Genomic DNA, 18866 nt, shown 5'->3' on the forward strand with positions numbered 1-18866 from the left:
ATCAATGGGAAAGCAATGCTTCTGATCTGTCTCCACTCGACCTTGGAGCCGAGTTACGGGTGCCGTTTTTCTTAGATCCATCACTAATTGTGGATCTTGCTCATCCTTTTTTGTTAATATGATGCTGTTTTTTTATGATGAGGTTCTATTGACGTAATCAGCTATTACAATATTTCGATATACCCTTCTGTCCCATGCACGCGAATTCGTTGCCCGTCTATTATCAGTTTGGTAGCATTTTCTACTCCAACAACGGCTGGCAAGCCATATTCACGCGCGATAACTGCGCCATGGGTCATCAGCCCACCAACTTCGGTAACTAGGCCCTTGATGGATACAAATAATGGTGTCCAGCCAGGATCAGTAAAGGAGGTGACTAATATATCCCCATCTTCCAGATCGGCATTTTCCATGTTTAAAATGACACGCGCTCTTCCTTCTATCACTCCAGAAGAAACAGGTAGACCTGCAATCGCATTTGCCGGCAAATTTTCTCGTTTGTACTCACCGGAGAGCGTTTCACCATCAGACGTGATGACACGCGGGGGAGTAAGTCTTTCATATAATCTGTACTCGTCTTTGCGTTTGCTGATGATCCGATCATCCAGTTTGTTTGTGCGTACGACTTCATGAAGCTCCTCAAAAGTCAGATAGTAGATATCCTCTTTTTCATGAATAACGCCGAATTGCACGAGTCGCTCGGCTTCTTTCATTAAAGCCCGCTTATAAACGAAGTAGCGGCTAATATAACCGTATTTGGGATACTCCCTATACCCAATGAAATTCCGAACGAGGTCGATCATTCGTTTGGTTTCTTTGGCTTTTTGTTCGCCATCCGGTAATTGCTTCAATCGATCTATTAACTCTTGTTCTTTTTCCAAGGCTTCCTGAAGCCCTTGCTCAAATTTCCGGCTGCCGGCATTAGGCTCAAAGTTTTTGATGTTGCTAAGAATCAACGGGACTAGAGTAATTGGTTTTTCGCTCCATCGAGTTCTCGTAATATCGATTTCTCCGGTACACCGCATTCCGTATTTGCCGAGAAAATCATAGATCGCGTCACGGGTTTCCCGTCCGCCCTTAAACTTAACCAGTTCATCCAGAAAGTTATCTTCTTTTGCATGCTGCAAATAATCAATCACTTCCGGATAAGGACGGATTACGTCCGCGACATCCAATAGCGCCAGACCCATTTCCGAAGTAATATTGTTTGGTACGGATTGAGAAATCGTATCTGCCGCGTTTTTTTCACCCAACCATTTGTACATGTTTTCATTGATCCATAATGAAGCCTCCATCGCAGACATAAACACAGCCGTACTTTGCGGATCAAACAAGATTTTCTTTAATTGCTGGATATCCTCCAGAATAAAGTCAAATAAATCCGCCCCTGATTTCGTTCGGATATTTTGTTTTAACTCTTCTATCGAGGTTTGAGTACGCTTGATCAAATCGGAAACGATGGTCGGATCGTTCTCGAATTGTGCCAGCTTATCTGTATTCCTTCTGCCCGGAATCGGTGCTGTTTGTTCATTTGGCAACAATTTTATAAAATCACGCTCTATTATGGTCATGAGTGCGCCTTTTATGAGCGGATCGGATTCCATGGTTTTTAATAAAGCTTCCCGTCCGACAGATGTAGCCAGCCTAGGTGCAATATCAACAAACAACCTTCCGCCGGCTTTACGCATAGGTGCAGGAGTAATTAACAGGTAAAAAGACAATCCCAATGGTTTGATGGGGTCTGTCATCATTTGTTGATGACCAACGGATAGATAGACGTGTTTTTCTTGATCATTCGCTTCAGGAATCGGGTATAAAGTCGTGATCGGCCGACTCTGGACGATATAAAATGTATCATCAGCCAAACACCATTCGATATCTTGCGGCTGGCCGAAATAAGCTTCGATCTGTCTTCCGATGCGTTCTAGTCGTAAAATTTGTTGATCGGTCAGAGTTTGAGCCTTTTGCTGATCGGGATCGATCTTCCGGGTTTCGGTTCCGCCTTCTTTTCGTCCATAGATCGCCAACGTTTTGGTTGCTATCCTCTTATCGACGATTTCCCCTTCCCGTACTTTATAACAATCGGCAGATACAAAGCCTGAGACCAGCGCTTCTCCAAGTCCAAAACCGGCATCGATGGACAGTTGCTTCCGGTTTCCGCTCATCGGATCAGCGGTGAATAATATTCCTGAAGCCTGCGGGAAAACCATCCTTTGAACGATCACGGATAAATACACTTGATGGTGATCAAATCCATTTTGCATACGGTAGATGACCGCACGATCTGTAAAAAGGGAAGCCCAACATTTGCTAATATGCTGCAAGATGGCATCGACGCCGATGATGTTTAAAAAAGAGTCTTGTTGACCAGCAAATGAGGCATGAGGTAAATCTTCAGCAGTCGCACTAGAACGTACGGCATAAGCATGTTCCTCGCCAAACCGGGAGAGATAGTGAGTAACTGCCTCCACAACATCGGAAGGTATGTCTGCTTCTAAAATGATGTGCCGAATCTTCCTGCTAATGTCACCAATTTGATCTCGATCATCTGCATTTAGCATGGTTAGTCGCCCCAGCAAAGCATGATACGTTTCGTTTTGATCGATGGCTTTTTGATATCCCGCTGTTGTAATACAAAATCCTTCCGGTACTTGTACTCCTTGAATTTTTGATAATTCCCCTAAATTTAATCCTTTTCCGCCAACGAGAAAAAGCTGCGATTTTTCGATTTCCTGAAACCCGAGAACCAATGAACTCATTCGACCATCTCCCTAACCATTAGATTGAGAAAAAAACATTTGACAAGAGTTTAACCGGAATGTTACACTTAAGATGTAAGATGAAATACTTATGTCCATATTTAATTTGACAGTGGTGATCCGATTATATCATCATGTCTATTTATGTGCAATATTAAAGAACCTGGCCAAATTGTCCAGGTTCTTTTTGAAGATTATAGAATTTAATTTTAAGCGGAGCTTAAGAAATCCTATAATCGCAAGAAAAACATCCGCTAAATGCGGTCTGTCTTCCTAGAAAGTACGTCGATAGACGTTTTTCTTATCTCTATCATTCGCTTGTCTATTGCCCTATTTTGATCAATCATGGTTTTATATTACCGGAGTTGTTGCCGCTCTTGTGTCATTAGACACTTTTCTTCCAGACTTAATATTCGCCTTTAATTACAAAAAACGAACCCCGAATTGTTCCAGCTAATTTAGACTTCTGCCTAGCGAACTTAAACTTTCCTTCTAATTCTTTGGGTACCTCCATCCCCTCAGAAAGCTTAAAACCAACGGCCCGCTTCTTAGGGTCATCAATCGTATACATCACATTGAGCCCCAGACCATCCTCATAAAAGACGTAGGTAAATTGGATATTTTCCGCTTGAAAACGCGACGTTTCCAAAGGTTTGGCCGCAAACTCGATATCACGTTCTTCTTTTAAAATCCGGTTCACATACTCAAGGGTCTCCCGGCTTTCGCTGGCGGGCACAACCGTAAACTCATGCTTGTATTTGTTCATAATGTAACGGGCTTCATTCGCGCGCAAACCGGCAAGCGCTTCTGCGACAGGTGAAGATTCTAAACCAATCGTGGACACATTTTTAAAATCAACGATATAGGACATTTCTGTTCCTCCTAAAAGTTTTGCGAGCGTTACATCTTAGAGCATACTTCGAGCAAAACTCGCATCGGAAGCATTCGCATATCTCTTCTATTTTTTAACGACAGGAATCCACATTTCACCAAATACTAAGCCGTCTCGCTGCCCCATCTCAACCGTTGCATTTGGCCCGCCAACATAGGCAAAATTCTTTGCCTCTGGCAGCACTTGACCAAAGGCAATGCCGGCAAGCTTATTACTCAACTCATCAGCGGTATTTCCTTCCCCTTTAACAACCAGGTATTCCCCTTTAGGAAACTGGATTACTCTGGTCGCTTCTGGTAACGATGCCTCTGTCATGACGCCAGCATAGTGCATCATCTTGCCATTCACTGCTTCGTTTACGGCAAAAATATAATCATTTGTGGCTAGGGCTTTTAAATTGTCAAGCGTACCATCTTGTTTGACGGCTGACCAAAAGTCAGCCTTTTCCTTGTTTATGCCAGCATAGTCAGTGTAATCGCTCTTAAGCTCGGTTCCAATACCTAAAACGGTAAAACTGTCTTTTTCCTCCAACTTATATTGTGCCATTTTCAAAATCCTCCTTTTTAAATGAACCAAATGATTTGTCTTTTCACTTGATGGGTTTATAATAGCCTTAAATCATGTCAAAAAATGATACTGTTTAGGAGGCTCCATGAAAAAAGTTGAACGGATAAATATTATCATGCGCTATATCAACAACCGCGCTCACTTTACAATTACCGAAATCATGCAAGAATTTAACATCTCTCGTTCGACAGCTATTAGAGATATCAGGGAAATTGAAGCCATGGGGATGCCGCTTGTCGCTGAAGTTGGGAGGGATGGAGGTTATTTTGTTATGAATAACTCAGTCCTGCCCACGGTTCGTTTTACCGATAATGAGATTAAAGCTCTTTTTATTGCTTTTATGGCCACAAGAAATCAACAACTCCCTTATCTGAAGAGCCGTCAGTCTTTAGCTGAAAAATTACTAGGCCTCATCTCAGAAAACCAGCAAGATGACCTTGTTCTTTTAAATCAAATATTGCTTTTTGAAGGGACTAACCCCAATAATCCCGATCTGCTTGATCTGTCGGACCTACCCCATCCCATGTTAGAAAAACTTATCCAAATCCTTCTTTTGGACAGCTATTTACTAGTTACCATCCAAGAAGAGAAAGTAATAAAGTCTTATCCAATTTATCTCTTGCACCTTTATCGCGAAAAAAGCGTTTGGCTGATTGAAGGCTTTGATTTGAAGGAAGAAAAAAGAAGGATTTTTCCTGTTGATGATCTTGCCGATGTAGAACCTTACCCTGAGAAAAAAAGAGTAAGCAAGAAAAAGATTCTAGAAAAACTAAGTAAGCAGGAAGAAGTCATCAACCTTGTCATTGAACTTGGTCCAAAGGCGATTGCCCAGTTCAAAAAATACCATCCTTTAAAAGTTTCAATTTCCTATACGAATCCTTACCAAACCACAGCCGTTCTAAAGACTTTTATCAATGTCAATCATTCAGAAGAATTAACCGAAATAACAAATTGGCTGCTTTTCCTAGGTGGGGATATCAAGGTCAGGGAAGTGCCAAAAGAAGTCCTAGAAGGTTTACAAGAGAGATTATGCTTATATACCAATAGCATTCCCAGCAATGCGCAGAAAATAACCGATGACTCCGTAAAAATCTATAATTGAAAGACGACTATCTTTTGTTTCCCGATTTTTTTAGGTACTGTAACGCCTAACCATGACGCAACGTAAAATCAAACCTTGCAGGGGTCTGCATGCTTGGTAAGCTTTAAGGCGATCCCTTGGGCTGAGCGTTTTTTTCTTATATTTTCTTATAGTCGATCTTCATGATCCCTTTCACCAGACTTGGCCATTTCGGATTCGCTGGGCAATACTTTTTCCCGACTTTCTCAATGGTGGTATAGCCTTTCTTCACGTAATTCTTCGAGAGTAGTTGGCCGAATTTCTCCACGCAATCTTCTTTCGAATCAAAATAGAACGCGTTCTTGTTCGAACCTCCTGTTGCGTTCAGCCCGAACAAATTGTTCTTCTTCCTCGCAAGCTTGCTTCTTCCATTGCCGCTCTCGAGCTTCATGACCGCAATTGTGAAATAGGCATTAATGCCGTACTTATCTTCGATTTCGAGCACCGCTTCTTCGAGTTCATGTCCCTCAAGCGCCGTTCCGCGGAAGATTTCCTTAATATGCGATGCTTCCAATCCCGAAACCGAACGAATCGATGACGACGGTGCCGAAGGTTTGGCAGAGGACCGCTTTGCAGCCGGCTTGACCGAAGTCTTCGGAATTGTTCGCGCAGGGCGTTTCGTCATGGTCGCAGAATCCGGTAACAATGTCGACGTCTGCCCTTCAATTTTTTTCGCATAACCACTATGTACGTATCCACCAACCTTAAGCTTAAGCCATCCGTTTTCCGTCACATCGTCGATTTGCAGCATATTGCCTTGCTCTTGTACCGCGAGAATCCGGGATTCCGCAGTCGGCTCGCTTCGAACATTCAAATAAGTCGCAGTCACTTGATACGTGCGCGGTTGTTCCGTCCCGGATAAATTCAATGCACGCATGGATTTTCGCATATGTAATTTTTCAGAATTCAAAGCTTCGGCCTGCAGGGATGGCGAGGATGTAGGAGCATGGGGAACGGTAGGCGAATATACAGGGGACAACACGTTGGGAAAAATAACGGGCGGACTCGATTCTTGAACAGACATTGCCAACTTATCGTGCTTCTGCCCATCAGCGACCCGACTCGGCAAAAAATCCATACCGATAGTAAGTAGCATACTTATACAAATCACATATACGAACCATTGTTGCTTGAATATTTTACGCATGAACACACCTCTTCCTAGTAAAGTGATGAATGTGTGATTATGATGTTATACGCGTTCGATTCTTCATCAAGTTCGTAAGATCTATTTGTCCTACAATATGTAACAAAACTGAAACTTATTCATCGCGTTCTTTATCATGCATTTCACACAGACAGACCGCGATTAGCGGCAGTTTTTCTTGCGCTAAGGATGCGGAGGCTCCGAAACATATACTTTTTCTTATATCAAAAAAAACATCGCCTTCCTTAGAAGGCGATGTTTTTGCAAAGCATTGAACCCTATTCAATTGGACATGACATATCTTTATTCGTACGCTCCGATATTAACGGCTGCACCCTGCACCCTGGCATTGCCGTCAAGATCATATTCTCCAATGATCGCGGTGTCCGTCGAGCCGGCATCAATCGCCGGCGACGTAGGCTGAAGGTGAAAATCGTTCAACGAAACGTTAACGAACTTAGGGTCGGCAAAAATGGAATGTGCATCATTGCCTGTTCCCGTTTTGTATGCAGAGAAGCCGGTGTACTCTTTGTTTTTCCACGTCCAGGATGCATTGGCGTTTCCGCCAGGCGCGAAGTAAAGGTTGTAATCGACGATATTCCCCGTATTTTTAGTGTATTCATTATAAATGAGGACATCGGAGGAGTCAGCTACCATGATGTTGTTTTTAATGACGTTATTTTGCGTATCGTACTGAACGTATAGTTGGCCGTTTCCACCGCCCAAGGAGTCGTTTTTATAAAGCGTATTGTTGACGATTTTGCAATTGACGGTGGAGCCGCGCTTCGTGTCATATCCGCCCATGGCAATGCCGGTCAAGCGATTTTTGTAAATCAAATTGCTGCGTATGGATATGTTGCTTGTCGACTTGCCGGCATGTTCGGATGCAATTTCGATGCCGATGTCGTTATTGTAGCTGTAGTTTTGCTCAATGACGCTGTCTTTGCCCCCATCGACATAAATCCCGCCTGCTTCCGTGCTGCCTTTCTCGTAGGATGGATTATTACTGGACGTGATATTGTAGACCTTATTGCCTTTTATAAGTCCGTTTCGTGCCTGATCGTAAGCGGCGTTCGGAGACTTTCCTTCAAAGCCGATTACGTCGATCCCGATGTTGTCGTTGTCGTGAATCACGTTGTCCGTGATTTTGTACGCGTCGACATTGCCGTTCACCACAAGCGATTCGCTGGAGCCAAGTACGAGATTATATAGCTCGTTGCCGTCAATCGTAATGTTGTTGATCGATTCCGGCGCTTTGGTGCCATATACGGCGATCCCATGGGCGTCCCTGCCTGACAAACCTGATCCCTTTGGAGTAGCCGTATTTTTAATGTCATGGACCTTATTATTCGATAAGGTAATGTAACTGCCCGAACCATGCACATAGATACCGACCGGCATGACACCGTTTGTTGTCGTAGTATAATTCCGGATTTCAAAGCCGTTAATCGTGATGTATTTAGCATCGGTCAGATCGACGATTCCTTCCGAGCCGCTTACCGTAAGCCCGGTACCATCGATAATAGGCACTTCAGAAGCATAATTCGAAAACGTGATAGCTCCTTGCTCTGCAGACCCGGAACGGGTGATTTTCAACTTTTGGTTATAGACGCCTCCGCGCACGTAGATCTTGCTGCCAGGCACGGCAACGTCGGCTGCGTGCTGCAGCGTTTTCCAAGGCGAGGCGATCGTTCCGGCATTCGAATCACTACCGCTTGGAGATACATAATACTCTCCCCCTTCCGCTAAAACCTTCGTCGGAGCAGCATCTCCAAAGGATGCCCCTAGGAAGGCAATACTCAAACCAATAATCATACCGAATTTCAACATGTTTTTTTGTCATCTCCTTTAATATTAGTTTTTTAAAACTAGCTTTTTCCACTTCCCGATGGACTCAAATGCATCTTTTGCAGGCAGCCAAGAGAGCTTTGCATGGCTGCCTGCTTTGCTATAGGCTATCCTTCCTCTTGCAAGCGGGCAACGCCCTCCACCGTCGGCAGGCTGCCGGTGCCGCCTACGCCAAGCGTCGACAAAGCGCCGCATGCATTGGCGTAGCGAAGCAGCGATTTAGCCGTTTTTCCATGCAAATACCCATAGATGATGCCGGCATTAAAGCAATCCCCCGCCCCCGTCGTATCGACAGGCAAGACGCGGTATCGCTCAGCCAACATAACCGTACCGTCCGGTTCGCGCAGCGAAGCCCCTTTGGACCCTTGTTTGACGGCAATGCGGCCTGCGATCGGAGGGATTTTGGCAAACACTTGGCCGAGAGACGCCGACTCGAAAATATGCAGAATCTCCTCCTCGCTCGGAATAAACAAATCGGTATGGGCCAACAACGCAAGTATCCCTTCGCGGTCCCATAAATTCCTCACGTCCCAGCCCGTATCGAATGAGGTACTGACGCCATGGCTTTGCGCCCGCTTGAATAAATCAGGCCAATGCGGCCTCATTCCGTCCTGCAAATAATAGGAGCCGAAGTGAAGATGGTCTGCTTCCATCAGCAGCGTTTCCGGGACATGCTCCGGTCCGACAAGCGGAATGCTTCCCGGATAAGTCAGCAATCCGCGGTCCGACGGCGTGGAGAAGGACATCGTGACGCCTGTCTGCACGCCGGGCAAGGAGATGACATGCTCTGTATCCACCCCCATGCGCTTCAATTCCGAAATGCAGAACGACCCGAAATCATCGTCGCCAACCACGCTGACGAACCTCACGTCCGCCCCGAGGCTGGCAAGAGCGCAAGCGGTGATCGCCGACGAAGAACCGAGGACGACCCGAAAGCCGTCGACGATTTTCTCGCGATTCCATTCCGGTATAACGTCGCTGCCCGTAACGATGACATCCACGTTCAATTCACCGACGATGACGACAGTAGGGGCCGTCCCCCCTTTTCCCGCTCTGCTCATCGCAAATCCGGGATGAAATCCCGCTCCGCTTCGTAAAGTTCCTCGAACATATCGCTAATTTCTTTAAGAGAACATACGGCGGCAGACAATGGATCCACCATAAGCGCATGACGCGCCATTTCCTTGTCGTTTTCGAGCACGGCACCGACGGCCAGTTCGAAAAATGCCATATTGGAGCGGCAGAGCGCGGCCAAATGCCCCGGCAGCTCGCCGAATCGGCAAGGGTTTACGCCGTTTCGGTCGATCATGCATGCAACCTCAACAACCCCATTTTGCGGCAAATTATGGATAAGCCCCTCATTCGGCACGTTGCCGTAAATCACTTTCGGTTCGTTTTTCAGCATCGCTTCAATGATAATCGCCGCATATTCATTGCTGGACTCCAGGCTGATCGGGAGCTTTCCTTCAAGCTTCTCCAAGATCTGCTCGTCGTTTTCCTTGCGCCAGATCGGCCAGTTATTGGCATAGAAGCCGGTCGCTCCATTATAACCTGTACTGCAATGCTGGTCGATCAAATCCTGCCGTTTGCGGTAATACGGAATATATTCGGAGAAATGTCCGCTTGATTCCGAGACGAATGCTCCTAAATACTTCATCGCATCAAAACGCACAGGATCTTTTTTCAGCAGATCGGGGTCCTTGATTTTTTCGCGAAGCACCGGATATAAATCCTTGCCTTGATGCGTCAGCTCCACGAACCAGGACATATGGTTGATGCCTCCGGCTCTCCACTGCATCTCTTCGTAAGGAACACCCGCATATTTGGCAAGCTGGCTGGACGTGTTTTGGATCGAGTGACATAACCCGACGACCGGGATCTCGGTAATCCGGGACGTGAGCAGCGTCACGGCCGACATCGGGTTCGTATAGTTCAGAATGATACTATCCGGGCATAACTCCTCGATATCCCGCACAATATCCATCCAACTCGGAAGCGTTCGCAGCGTTTTGAACAAACCGCCGGGGCCAAGCGTATCGCCGATACATTGATTCACCCCATATTTCAATGGAATCTCGTATTCATACCGAACGGTCTGCAGCCCGCCGACTTCAATCTGATTGATAACAAACTGAGATCCGGCCAGCACCTCTCTGCGGTCGACGGAGGCGATGACATCCCATCGTTTCCCGGTCATCTCGATGATCTTCAGTACGAGCTTCCGGGCAATTTCCAGCCGATCCGCATCGATGTCGACCAACGCGATCATGCCGCCCTCCACACCTTCAATATTCAAAATATCCACGGCAATTTCTTGTGTAAAGGCACTGCCTGCGCCGATAATCGTTATTTTCGTCATAAGTTATCTCTCCATATTTTTTTATTTCATGCCGGTCATCGTCAAACCTTTAACGAACTGCTTTTGGAAAATAAGAAACACGATGATGACGGGAATCGTAATTAAGACAGCTGCCGACATGACGACATTGTAATTGACGATATGAGTGCCGTTAAAATAGACCAGCGCCAGCGGAACCGTCATTTTTTCGGTATCGTTTAACACAATCAGCGGCCATAAGTAGTTGTTCCACGCATTCATAAATGTGAATATGCCAAGCGCAGACAACATCGGTAAAATAAGCGGTGCGATAATGCGGACCATCAACTTCAGCTCGCCAGCCCCATCCAGCCTGGCGGCCTCGAGCAAATCGTTGGGAATCTCCTCAATAAACTGCTTTGCCAGAAACACGCCGTAAGAGCTGACGAGATTCGGCAAAATGATCGCGGATAGATTGTTGACAATCCCAAGCTTGGCCGTAATTAAATATGTCGGAATCATAATGACTTGAAACGGAATCATCATCGTCCCCAGGATGAGAAGAAACCAGATTCGTTTGCCCCGAAACTGATGTTTGGCGAAAACATATCCGGCAAGTGCGCTTGTGAACAGCGTAACGGCCGTGATGATGACCGAAGTGACGGCGCTGTTCAAGAGCCAAGTGCCGAACGGGGCATCCTGCAGCACCGTACGATAGCCGTCCAGGCTGGGATGCTTAGGCCAGAAGCCGCTTGAGCCCGACATGATGTCCATATTGCCCTTAAACGATGATAGCACCATCCACAGATAAGGGACTAGCATGATACAGGCCGCCACCACGAGCATGATCGTGACGGTAGTATCAAGCCATACATTTTTACGATGCATACGTTTTCAGCCTCCTGTCAATATTCCCACTGCGTGCGGCTCCATTTCATCTGCAGCAAAGTGACAACTAAAATAATAACGAGGAACAAGGTGGCCAAAGCCGAAGCATAGCCCATATTCGAATTGGAAAAAGCTTGATCGTAAATTTCCAGCGCAAGTACCCTCGTTTCATTGAAAGGCTCGCCCTTGGTCATGATCTGGAACTGCGGAAATGCCTGAAAATAAGAAATAACGGTTGTAATCGTGACGAATAACGTCGATCTGCTTAACAGCGGCAGTGTCACATGGCGGAACAAATGCCAGCGATTCGCCCCATCTAAAATGGCGGCTTCATAGTACATATCCGGGATCGAATCAAGGCCCGCCATAAAGAGGACGATATTGTAGCCGATATCCGCCCACAACGTCATTATGATGACCGAAAGCAGAGCATAATGCGGGTCGCTCAACCATTGAACGGGTGCGATGTGAAACTGTTCGAGTATCATGTTGAACAAGCCGTTCTGGTAGCTAAACATCGTGCTCCAGACGATCGCCGTCCCGGCGAGAGGAGCAATGGTCGGAAGAAAAAATACGGAGCGGAAGAAATCCTTGAGCCAGCGTACCCGCACTCGCTGAATGGCCATCGCAATCAAAAGCGTAATGACAAGATTGGAGATTACGGTGATGAAGACGAATTTGAATGTGACCCATAGCGATTTAAGGACAACCTCGTCCGTAAACATTCGCACATAATTCGCCACCCCGACAAACCGGCCGTGATCGCTCATCGGGTTATATTGAAATAGGGACAAAATCAGGCCCCATGCAATGGGCAGGAAAGCAAATACGCCGAACAACAGCAGTACAGGCGTTAAGAAAGCGAATACAAACCGTCGTTCGTTCCGGAATCGGACAGGCTTCTTTTGTAATCCTGCCCGCTTGTTATCGCTCATTACGGTCGCTTCATTCATTTTCCAGACACTCCGATCATTTATGGTTGTCCTGACTATCGTTAATCGCTCTCTCCATGGTTTTGAGACCGTCTTCCACGCTTTCCTTCCCCATCGCGATCAATTGAAAATGGTCATTCACTTGCTTGAAGAAATAATTGCGGTCCGCTATAGGACCGATCCATTGACCGTACTGAAGGATGGAGAGCGATGTTTTCATATACGGATTTCCCTTGACGAATTCCGGGTCGGCGGCAACCTCCTTCTTGGCCGGAACCGTGAAGGTATCGAGATTCCATGCTTTAAGATGATCCTTCTGTGCCATAAATTGAATGAAATCGAGCGCTTCCGCTTTCGCTTTGCTTTTTTCAGCGACAACCGCCCCCCAACCAGATTCCGCTGCAAAGACCGGTTTCTCCGAGGTGAACGACGGTATGGGCACATAATCAAAATCCTTCACCTGATAGTTGTTCAAACCCGCCGCGATCGTCCATGGCCCGCGGTAAGTCATAGCGGATTTACCTTGAAAAAAGTAATCCGAGGTGTCCAACTGGCTGCCCAAGGTTGTCAAATCCGTCACTTTATCGTCGGCGACAAGCGTCTTAAGTACCGTCATCGCCTTGACCGCTTCCGGGGTTTGGAAATTTACATGATCGTTTTCTCCCCAGAAATCGCCATTCTGCTGCAAAATAAGCGAAAGAAACGTAAAGGTGATATTATCTAAGGATGCAAAGTCGAAACCTTTCACTTTAATGTCTTTGCCGTCTCGCACAGTCAACTTCTTCGCTGCGTCAACGAGTTCGTCCCATGTAGCGGGCGGTCGGTCGATTCCCTTCTCCTTCAGCATCTGTGGATGAATGAGCATGCCGCCGTTCTCGATGTTGTACTCCATCGGCAAACCATACAGTTTGCCATTCAACATGTAGCCGCCGATCGGAGCCGGGTAGTACTCCTTGCTCAGTTCTTCTCCGTTCGGAAGCTCCGCAAGTGCCCCATTCCGCGAATACTCGGGCACCCATGTACCGAACATTTCAGCGATATCGGGAGGGGTCCTCGCCGAGAAGGAAGCCTTTAATTTCTGGTTGTAAATGTCATAAGGAAAAGACTGAAATTTGATTTCTATGTCGGGGTGTTCCCTTTGGTAGGCTTTAATGAGCCTCTTGTATGCTTCGACAAAAGCGTCTTCCTGATGGGCCCAGAAAACCAGCTTAACCTTGCCTTTGCCAGCAGCCAAGTCTGTGTTGCCTCCACCCGAACATCCTGAAATTGCAAAAACAATGCAAAAACACATGATTATTGCCGCAATCCTCGCGAAACGCATCATTCCTCCTCCTTTTAATCCTTGTTTCAACATCATCTCCAAGCTCTTCATGTCTACATGAAAAAATATAGCGCATTCATTGGAGCCAGTCAATCGTTTTATTTCATATATTTGCCGCAAATACAATCTATTTTTTCTATATTTTTGCGCAAAACGTAGTTGACCTTGCTCCTCTTTTTACTTATCATAGGATGTGGGGGTTTATCGCCAAAATTAGGAAATAAATATGACTGACATCGTGAAAAGGCAGGTTATCCATTATGCCCACATTAAAAGATATAGCTGAACGCGTCGGTGTTTCCATTTCCACCGTGTCCCGCGTGCTGGCCAATGAATCCAACCGCTCGGTCAACAGCCAAACCAAGCAAAAAATCTGGGATGTCGCCAGGGATCTAGGTTATCCCATCAAATCGAGCGCTCAAGAACCCGCTTCGGCGGTCAAGGGAATCGGTTGCATCGTATCGACGATGCAGGATCGATATTACCATCCCTACTTCTCCGTTATTCTCGATGGAATTGACAAGGAATTGACAAGAAATGGCTACAAAATCGCTTTTACCCGTACTCAGGAGGATCTGAAAAGACCGGAGATTTTGCGGGAAGTTACGGAGGATCCGCAGATCGAGGGGATCATTCTGATTGAAGGCATTGACAAACAAATTTACGATCACATAAAAAAACACATCAAACATATCGTCGGTATCGATGTGTCCGACCCGGGCATTCCAACGATCTCTTACGACCGGGTTGAAGCAGCCCGTCTGGCCGTTGCGCATCTGATCGACCAAGGGCACCGCGATATTATATTCATCGGTGGAACCGGCCTCTCCGGCAACTTTGAGCGTGAAAAGCGGTACCGCGGCTACAAGACCGCACTGGAGCAGGCAGGTCTCCCTATACATTCACAGCATGTGCTTAATGCAGAGTGGGAACCGGACAATGCTTACCAGCTTATGCTTAAATTCCTCGACCAGCCCCCGGGAAGGCTTCCGACAGCCGTTTTCGCTGCCAGCGATATTATGGCCATGGCTGCGATGCGAGCCATTTCGGAAAAAGGCTACCGGATCCCGCAGGACTTCGCCATTGTCGGTTTTGACGACAACGAGCCGTCCCGCTATACGGTGCCGCCGCTGTCGACCATCCATATCCCGACATTCGAGATCGGAGTTGTTGCAGCCAAAACGATGCTGCAGTGCATTTTCTCCCCGTATCCGCTGCCTATCAAAATTTTGCTGCCGTATGAGCCAATGTTCCGACAGTCAAGCGGGCGCGTATCAAGGCAGCTATAAGACTAGAAGAGATCACACAATCAAAACCACCCGTTTTCAGAACGGGTGGTTTTCGCTACGGCTACAGGGCCCCATTGTCATTCCATTGTCCGTACATTTTGTTTTCTCTCGTGTTTGTTATGAATTTGTCTAATCTGCTCTTAAATAATTCCGGTTGATTTTTAACGCTCTGTATCGTGTCGATCCGAACTCTTTTATAAAGATCCGGAAAAGCCAAGAAATTCTCATATACTTGCTCGTCTTCTTTTAACCTTTGCTCTATCTCCTTATCAATTCTAAAAGAATCTTGATCCATATCAGGAAGTACCTTTCTTCCCTCCTCACTCATCAACCCCAGCTTTTCGAGCCGGCGGACACGTTCTTTATTTAATTCCGTCCAAGAACTTTTTTTACTTCTGGGAGACAGTCTCTGCGCCAGCTGAGTTTCGGATATTTTCTTTTTGACTCCATCGATCCATCCAAAGCACAAAGCTTCCTCGACCGCATCCAAATATAACAACATATCAGGGGTAGGCTTCATACTAACCAATACCCAGCAGTACTTTTCAATCTGACCTTTTTCCTGCAGCCAAATCCTCAAATCTCCTCTCGTTTTCACTGGAATTAAATTTTCAATTTCCATAGATAATACAATAATCCTTTCATAATTGATTATATTTCCCATACTATATAAGTTGAACCAATGATTATGAACGGAAGGAGGCAGCCGGGTGAAATGTTCTATCGATCGCTGTTGCTCCCAGATTTCTATGATTGGAACCTATCTTAGGTAGAAATCCGCTCACAAAGGCGAACGCTCCGCTTCTCCGTAAATCTTTCCCCCTCTTGCCTGTCCCTTTTCATTTTCTTTAGTTCAACTTATATAGCAAGCTAAAAAATGTAAAGCAGTAATAAAGTCGATTCCTCAAGTTTATAAACAAGATTACCGACTATTTTCGTTATGCACTCATTCTCTGCGGTAGTTCATGTTTGCTTCCTCGACATTTGATTTGGTAATTGCTATTTTTAGCATGATCAGTAAGAAAGCAATCAACAAAAGCATTATACCGCTCCAGATAAGCTGATGCGCACCCAATTGAGAAATAAACAAGCCACCGATCAATGTCCCTACCGTAATGCCAACATTCGAAAAGGATACAAATAAACTGTTCCCAAATTCGGGAGCTTCTTTCGCATCAATCATCAACAAGGCTTGACTTAGAATAAGTCCCCCGGAATGCACAGCTCCCCAAACAAATACGATGATCGCCATCGGCCAAAAATAAGAACCAAAATAATAAGTGAAGAAGTAAATGACCGCATATACGAGTGGAAACAAGATAACTGTTTTTGTCATATTTTTGTTTAAAAAGTACCCGAATAAAAAGTTCCCTACAATCATGGTGACACCAAAGATCATCAACATCACGCTAATCCATGTACCGTTCATATGGGTGACTTCTCCGAGATATTCGGCAAAGTAGCTATACACTGAACTCATGGCTGTAAAGATCATCACAACGATCAGGATCGTTAACCACAATTGAGGTTTGCGCAATATGCCGAGTTGCTTGCCGAAAGACATTCTTTCCCTAACAGGCATAGAAGGAAGCCGGACAAGTATGCCTACAAAAGCAATCACGCTCACCATAGCTCCAAACAGGAAAGCAGCTCCCAGTGAGATTTTTGTGGCGAGATATGATGTAATCGGCACACCAAAAGCGAATCCAACGGTTACTCCGGCCAAAACTTGGGTGACCGCTTTGCCGCTCCTTTCGGGAGGAACAAGGCTGGCGGCGGTCGTAAGCGCAATCGAGAAAAAAATAGGATGGAAAAGAGCAGGAACAATCCGGAAAGCCAACATAACTTCGAACCTGGTAGTATAGGCGTACACAATATTAGAGATGGCGAACATAAGAATAGCGGCTAGCAAAATAACTTTTCGATTCGTACCGGATGCGAGTAACGTCAGAAATGGGCCTGAAATAGCAACAATTAAAGCAAAGGCGCTTACAAGGTACCCAGCCTGCGAGGGAGTTATATGAAATTTTTGAGTGACTTGGGGAAGAACTCCGATGATGCCCATTTCCGTTGTAATGATGCCAAATATACCCAAAGCAAGAAAAAAGATTAGCGAAGAGTGAATATTTTTCATAGAAGTGCCTCCATTGGTTTGCGTTATATTAACTCGCCACACACCGATCATCTAAATGTATCCAGATATACCTTTTTCAGATAAAGGATACATTAAAAAAATGGCCTTCAATTGCAAGACCATTTTTTTAGAATGAGTTACTGTTTGTTTGAAATTACGTTATCAAGAAACTTATCTGCGTCACTATTAAATTTCCAGGAGACTCCATACTTATCAACCAGCATTCCAAAACACGAAGACCAAGGCGTATCGGATAACGGCATGATCACATAACCACCCACAGACAAATTAGAAAAGTAATTTTCCAGTGTCTGTTTATCATCATTAACGATACTAATCAGCATATTATTGCCTTTAACCAACTCGCCCATTACACTCTTCATCGAAGGTAGAACATCCGACATCATGATTTTCCCGCCTGCAAATTCTACTGAAGACTCCATGATCATATTCAACTCATTTTCCGGCAACGGGTAGTTTGGATCTTGCGGGATGTCCTTAAATTTAACTTTTTTAACTCCTTTCGCATTCAAAGCCTCCGCATAAAAATCAATCGCTTGTTCTGCAACCCCATCAAAGTTTAAATAGACAACAGCTGACATAAAGTAAAACCTCCTTCTTGTGATATATGTAGTATAATGAATAAGAGGTGACATCTGTATGTCACCGTTTAAAAATAAATGCAGAATAGAAGGAGAACATATGGAAAAGGTTGAGAGATTAATATCCATCATCATGATATTGCTGAAAAAGGATGTTGTTTCAACCACAGAATTCGCACAATTATTTGACGTTTCCAAAAGAACGATTCTTCGAGATATGGAAACACTAAGTTTATCAAACATTCCTATCTATGCTGTCAATGGAGTCAACGGCGGCTACGGTATTATGGATGAATACAAGGTGGATAAACGTCTTTTAAGCAGCTCCGACCTAGAGAATATATTAACTGCGCTCGGCGGATTGGAACAAATCCTAATTAGTGAAGAAGTTGAAGTGACGATTAAAAAAATAGAAGCCATGGTTAGCCCATTAGCTTCGAAAGGTTCAATCCAACTGTCATTTTATGATTGGGAGGGCCGGTCTGAAATTCTTCAAACCTTGAAGACATGTCAGGAAGCAATATTAGCGAGAAGGTTCATTTCATTTGATTATATTGATAAAAATGGCATGGTAACGAATAGAACGGTCGAGCCATATCAGCTCCATTTTAGTGAAACGAGTTGGTATTTGAAAGGATTCTGTTTGCATCGTAAGAGATATAGAACTTTTAAATTATCCCGGATTGATCATCTTCATATAGATGAAAAGACATTTAACCCTAGAGATTATTTATCGGAACAAAAACTTGAAGCAAGTTATCAACCGGAACTAGTCGCTGTAAAGGCGTTGATCTCGCCCAGCATAAAAGATCATTTCATTGAAAGGTACGGTCGGAAGAGTATCGAAGACTATAGTTCTGAACTTTTCTTGGCAACAATCTATGTTCCTCAAAACAGTATAGGGTTTCAATTTTTAGCTAGTTTCGGTACAAATCTAGAAATAGTAGAGCCCAAAACATATGTCGAAGACTTTCGGGATTATTTAAATAAAATGATAGAGAAATATTCTTAAAAGACCCCGTTTAACCTTAAAATATTGGCAGGACCCCT

Annotated in this window: 16 protein-coding genes; 3 read left to right on the forward strand and 13 right to left on the reverse strand. The window is 45.0% G+C overall.

The genetic code is table 11. The features are described 5' to 3' along the window. Positions 1–164 precede the first annotated feature (164 nt). From ppsA to L6442_RS16125, 3 genes are all read right to left on the reverse strand, one after another. Positions 165–2759 carry a phosphoenolpyruvate synthase gene (ppsA, locus tag L6442_RS16115; protein ID WP_212980694.1) on the reverse strand — a complete coding sequence of 865 codons (2595 nt, stop codon included), beginning with the start codon at positions 2757–2759 and terminating at the stop codon, positions 165–167. Positions 2760–3165: 406 nt separating this feature from the next. Beyond that, a complete protein-coding gene (locus L6442_RS16120; protein WP_212980693.1) occupies positions 3166–3630 on the reverse strand; it encodes a phage tail protein in 465 nt (154 codons plus the stop codon). Positions 3631–3717: 87 nt separating this feature from the next. Continuing rightward, on the reverse strand, positions 3718–4197 hold the full coding sequence (locus L6442_RS16125) for a GyrI-like domain-containing protein (RefSeq protein ID WP_212980692.1): 480 nt from the start codon (positions 4195–4197) through the stop codon (positions 3718–3720). 106 nt (positions 4198–4303) lie between these two features. On the opposite strand from L6442_RS16125, the gene L6442_RS16130 reads away from it, so the two are divergent. Continuing rightward, positions 4304–5320 carry a helix-turn-helix transcriptional regulator gene (locus L6442_RS16130; RefSeq protein ID WP_212980691.1) on the forward strand — a complete coding sequence of 339 codons (1017 nt, stop codon included), beginning with the start codon at positions 4304–4306 and terminating at the stop codon, positions 5318–5320. Between the two features lie 136 nt (positions 5321–5456). On the opposite strand, the gene L6442_RS16135 is transcribed toward L6442_RS16130, so the two are convergent. The 7 genes from L6442_RS16135 to L6442_RS16165 all read right to left on the reverse strand — a co-directional run bounded on the left by L6442_RS16135 (position 5457) and on the right by L6442_RS16165 (position 13704). Then, positions 5457–6362: a glucosaminidase domain-containing protein gene (locus L6442_RS16135; RefSeq protein WP_237100394.1), complete on the reverse strand. Its 906-nt coding sequence runs from the start codon at positions 6360–6362 to the stop codon at positions 5457–5459. 426 nt (positions 6363–6788) lie between these two features. Beyond that, a complete protein-coding gene (locus L6442_RS16140; protein WP_212980689.1) occupies positions 6789–8315 on the reverse strand; it encodes a right-handed parallel beta-helix repeat-containing protein in 1527 nt (508 codons plus the stop codon). 125 nt (positions 8316–8440) lie between these two features. Next, positions 8441–9394, reverse strand: a complete 954-nt coding sequence (locus tag L6442_RS16145; RefSeq protein ID WP_212980688.1) for a carbohydrate kinase family protein — start codon at positions 9392–9394, stop codon at positions 8441–8443. Then, the gene (melA, locus tag L6442_RS16150) at positions 9391–10692 is read right to left on the reverse strand and encodes an alpha-galactosidase (protein WP_212980687.1); all 1302 of its coding nucleotides are present in this window, start codon (positions 10690–10692) and stop codon (positions 9391–9393) included. The genes L6442_RS16145 and melA overlap by 4 nt, the downstream gene beginning before the upstream one ends. Positions 10693–10713: 21 nt before the next feature. Then, a complete protein-coding gene (locus L6442_RS16155) occupies positions 10714–11538 on the reverse strand; it encodes a carbohydrate ABC transporter permease (RefSeq protein ID WP_212980686.1) in 825 nt (274 codons plus the stop codon). Positions 11539–11555: 17 nt separating this feature from the next. Continuing rightward, a complete protein-coding gene (locus L6442_RS16160) occupies positions 11556–12491 on the reverse strand; it encodes a carbohydrate ABC transporter permease (protein WP_237099940.1) in 936 nt (311 codons plus the stop codon). A 16-nt stretch (positions 12492–12507) separates the two neighbouring features. Beyond that, a complete protein-coding gene (locus L6442_RS16165; protein WP_237099941.1) occupies positions 12508–13704 on the reverse strand; it encodes an ABC transporter substrate-binding protein in 1197 nt (398 codons plus the stop codon). A 347-nt stretch (positions 13705–14051) separates the two neighbouring features. Between L6442_RS16165 and L6442_RS16170 the strand changes: the two genes are divergently transcribed. After that, positions 14052–15080, forward strand: a complete 1029-nt coding sequence (locus L6442_RS16170) for a LacI family DNA-binding transcriptional regulator (RefSeq protein WP_212980685.1) — start codon at positions 14052–14054, stop codon at positions 15078–15080. A 61-nt stretch (positions 15081–15141) separates the two neighbouring features. Here the strand turns inward: L6442_RS16170 and L6442_RS16175 are convergent, their stop codons facing one another. From L6442_RS16175 to L6442_RS16185, 3 genes are all read right to left on the reverse strand, one after another. Beyond that, complete coding sequence (locus tag L6442_RS16175) at positions 15142–15702, reverse strand: YdeI/OmpD-associated family protein (protein WP_194231357.1); 561 nt, start codon at positions 15700–15702, stop codon at positions 15142–15144. A 324-nt stretch (positions 15703–16026) separates the two neighbouring features. Continuing rightward, entirely contained in the window at positions 16027–17214 is a 1188-nt protein-coding gene (locus L6442_RS16180) for an MFS transporter (protein ID WP_212980684.1), read from the reverse strand. Between the two features lie 137 nt (positions 17215–17351). Continuing rightward, the gene (locus tag L6442_RS16185; RefSeq protein ID WP_212980683.1) at positions 17352–17816 is read right to left on the reverse strand and encodes a VOC family protein; all 465 of its coding nucleotides are present in this window, start codon (positions 17814–17816) and stop codon (positions 17352–17354) included. Positions 17817–17916: 100 nt separating this feature from the next. Between L6442_RS16185 and L6442_RS16190 the strand changes: the two genes are divergently transcribed. Continuing rightward, positions 17917–18828, forward strand: a complete 912-nt coding sequence (locus L6442_RS16190) for a helix-turn-helix transcriptional regulator (protein ID WP_212980682.1) — start codon at positions 17917–17919, stop codon at positions 18826–18828. The last annotated feature ends 38 nt before the right edge of the window (positions 18829–18866 follow it).

Source organism: Paenibacillus azoreducens, from assembly GCF_021654775.1.
Classification (GTDB): domain Bacteria; phylum Bacillota; class Bacilli; order Paenibacillales; family Paenibacillaceae; genus Paenibacillus_AQ; species Paenibacillus_AQ azoreducens.

What these genes read in the sequence shown, in the direction of transcription:
- ppsA (WP_212980694.1), bottom strand. Translation starts at nt 2,759, where the DNA reads ATGAGTTCATTGGTTCTCGGGTTTCAGGAAATCGAAAAATCGCAGCTT.
- L6442_RS16120 (WP_212980693.1), bottom strand. Translation starts at nt 3,630, where the DNA reads ATGTCCTATATCGTTGATTTTAAAAATGTGTCCACGATTGGTTTAGAA.
- L6442_RS16125 (WP_212980692.1), bottom strand. Translation starts at nt 4,197, where the DNA reads ATGGCACAATATAAGTTGGAGGAAAAAGACAGTTTTACCGTTTTAGGT.
- L6442_RS16130 (WP_212980691.1), top strand. Translation starts at nt 4,304, where the DNA reads ATGAAAAAAGTTGAACGGATAAATATTATCATGCGCTATATCAACAAC.
- L6442_RS16135 (WP_237100394.1), bottom strand. Translation starts at nt 6,362, where the DNA reads ATGTCTGTTCAAGAATCGAGTCCGCCCGTTATTTTTCCCAACGTGTTG.
- L6442_RS16140 (WP_212980689.1), bottom strand. Translation starts at nt 8,315, where the DNA reads ATGTTGAAATTCGGTATGATTATTGGTTTGAGTATTGCCTTCCTAGGG.
- L6442_RS16145 (WP_212980688.1), bottom strand. Translation starts at nt 9,394, where the DNA reads ATGAGCAGAGCGGGAAAAGGGGGGACGGCCCCTACTGTCGTCATCGTC.
- melA (WP_212980687.1), bottom strand. Translation starts at nt 10,692, where the DNA reads ATGACGAAAATAACGATTATCGGCGCAGGCAGTGCCTTTACACAAGAA.
- L6442_RS16155 (WP_212980686.1), bottom strand. Translation starts at nt 11,538, where the DNA reads ATGCATCGTAAAAATGTATGGCTTGATACTACCGTCACGATCATGCTC.
- L6442_RS16160 (WP_237099940.1), bottom strand. Translation starts at nt 12,491, where the DNA reads ATGAATGAAGCGACCGTAATGAGCGATAACAAGCGGGCAGGATTACAA.
- L6442_RS16170 (WP_212980685.1), top strand. Translation starts at nt 14,052, where the DNA reads ATGCCCACATTAAAAGATATAGCTGAACGCGTCGGTGTTTCCATTTCC.
- L6442_RS16175 (WP_194231357.1), bottom strand. Translation starts at nt 15,702, where the DNA reads ATGGAAATTGAAAATTTAATTCCAGTGAAAACGAGAGGAGATTTGAGG.
- L6442_RS16180 (WP_212980684.1), bottom strand. Translation starts at nt 17,214, where the DNA reads ATGAAAAATATTCACTCTTCGCTAATCTTTTTTCTTGCTTTGGGTATA.
- L6442_RS16185 (WP_212980683.1), bottom strand. Translation starts at nt 17,816, where the DNA reads ATGTCAGCTGTTGTCTATTTAAACTTTGATGGGGTTGCAGAACAAGCG.
- L6442_RS16190 (WP_212980682.1), top strand. Translation starts at nt 17,917, where the DNA reads ATGGAAAAGGTTGAGAGATTAATATCCATCATCATGATATTGCTGAAA.